This is a genomic window from Kitasatospora sp. NPDC017646, assembly GCF_044329365.1.
GTDB lineage: Bacteria > Actinomycetota > Actinomycetes > Streptomycetales > Streptomycetaceae > Kitasatospora.
This window is the reverse complement of sequence record NZ_JBIRJC010000130.1, coordinates 1-1,783: the sequence shown is the minus strand read 5'-3', so window position 1 is coordinate 1,783 and position 1,783 is coordinate 1. Positions and strand designations below refer to the sequence as shown.

Annotated in this window: 1 protein-coding gene; it reads left to right on the top strand. The window is 68.6% G+C overall.

Translation table 11 applies throughout. The annotated features are described in order from the left end of the window. Positions 1-171: 171 nt before the first annotated feature. Complete coding sequence (locus ACH4J0_RS43120) at positions 172-1,782, top strand: IS1634 family transposase (RefSeq protein WP_396246649.1); 1,611 nt, start codon at positions 172-174, stop codon at positions 1,780-1,782. Position 1,783 lies beyond the last annotated feature (1 nt).

The following is a 1,783-nucleotide window of genomic DNA, read 5'->3' as shown; positions in this document are numbered from 1 at the left end:
CCTAGTCCTGTCTTTCGCAGGTGCTTCGTTGAGGTGATTCGGCACGGAGGCGGTGTCCGGAGCGGGTCGTGGAGCGTTGATGGTGACGTGCCTGTCTTCTCCGGTCCGGCCCGTTCTCGGGTCCACCGTCCCCGTGCTGAGCTTCTGATCACCTCTGTGGTGGAGAAGCGGTTGGGCTCTCTGCCCGCGTCCGCGCAGTTTCTGCGTCGTCTGGACGTCGCCGGGATCATCGACGGGCTGTGTCCGATGCGGACCGAGGTCGCCCACATCACCCACGGGCAGGTCATCGAGGCGTTGATCGCCAACCGGCTCTCCTCGCCGATGCCGATGTTCAAGGTGAACAAGTGGGCCGAGCAGTGGGCGGTGGACGAGGTCTTCGGCATCACGCCGGACTTCCTCAACGACGACCGGATCGGCCGTGCTCTGGACGCGGTCGCCCCGCACCTGGCCCAGATCAACGGCTCGGTGGGTGCCCAGGCAATCGCCGAGTTCGGCATCGACACCACGCGGTGGCACTGGGACATGACCAGCATCTCCCTGCACGGCGCCTACGAGGACCCTGACACCGGCTATCCGATGGTCCGCTTCGGCCACCCCAAGGACCGCCGCACGGACCTGAAGCAGATCCAGACCGGGCTGGCGATCTCCGCCGACGGCGGTATCCCGGTCCTGCACCGTGCGATCAGCGGCGGGGCCGGCGAGGTCTCCCAGGTGGTGGACACGATGCACGCGCTGCAAGAGATCGCCCATCGCCCCGACTTCCTGCTGCTGGGCGACTCCAAGCTGCTGTCCTACGACAACGTGCGCGCGATGAACGCCGCCGGGGTGCGCTTCGTCGCCCCGGCCGCGGCAGCCTCCGTCGATCCGGCCCTCTACGCCGCCCAGGACCTTCACGCCGCGACCGTCGTGGACTATGTCGCCGAACGCGACGCGGGCAAAAGCGCCGAACAGCGCGGCAGCTACCGCGTGGTGGAGGGCCAAGCCTTCGTCTGGAAGAGCCGCCGCAAGAGCGATCCGCCTCAGGAGCTGCGGCGGATCCTGGTGCACTCCAGCGCGAACGCTACCGGGCAGCGGGCCGCGCGGGAGCGCAAGCTGGCCAAGGCCCGCGAGGACCTCGAACGCGTCCAGCGCGCCCTGGGCAGCCACCACTACCCCGACCAGGCCAAGGTCGAGGCCCGCCTTGCGGCCATCGCCCGCGCCCGCCGCGTCAGCGCCTACCTGCACACGGTCACCGGCACCGCATTGGACGGAAAGCCGACCCTGACCTGGTCCTTCGACCAGGCCGCGATCGACGCCGAAGCCGCTGTCGACGGCTGGCACGCGCTGCTGACCAACCTGCCCACCGACCAGGCCGACCCCGCACAGATCCTGCTGCACTACAAGGGCCAGCCCGTCATCGAGCGCCGCTACGGCGAGTTCAAGGGCCCGCTCGCCGTCGCGCCGATGTTCCTGCGCAGCAACAAGCGCATCGCCGCCCTGATCACCGTCATCTGCCTGGCCCTGCTGGTGTTCTGCCTGATCGAACGCCAGGTCCGCCAGGCCCTGGGACCCCAGCGCACCATGCGCGGCTTCTATCTCGAACCCCGAGCCGTCCGGCCCACCGGCGAGTTGATCCTCACCGCCCTGGCCGAACTACGGATCAGACCCGGCACCGCCACCAGCCCACCCACGGTCGTGATCAGCGCCGGTATCCAGGCCCAACTACTGGAACTACTCGACGTCGATCCAACCCGACCACGCTGGCTGGACACTCGATTCCCCACCTGCGAAAGACGGGCCTAGT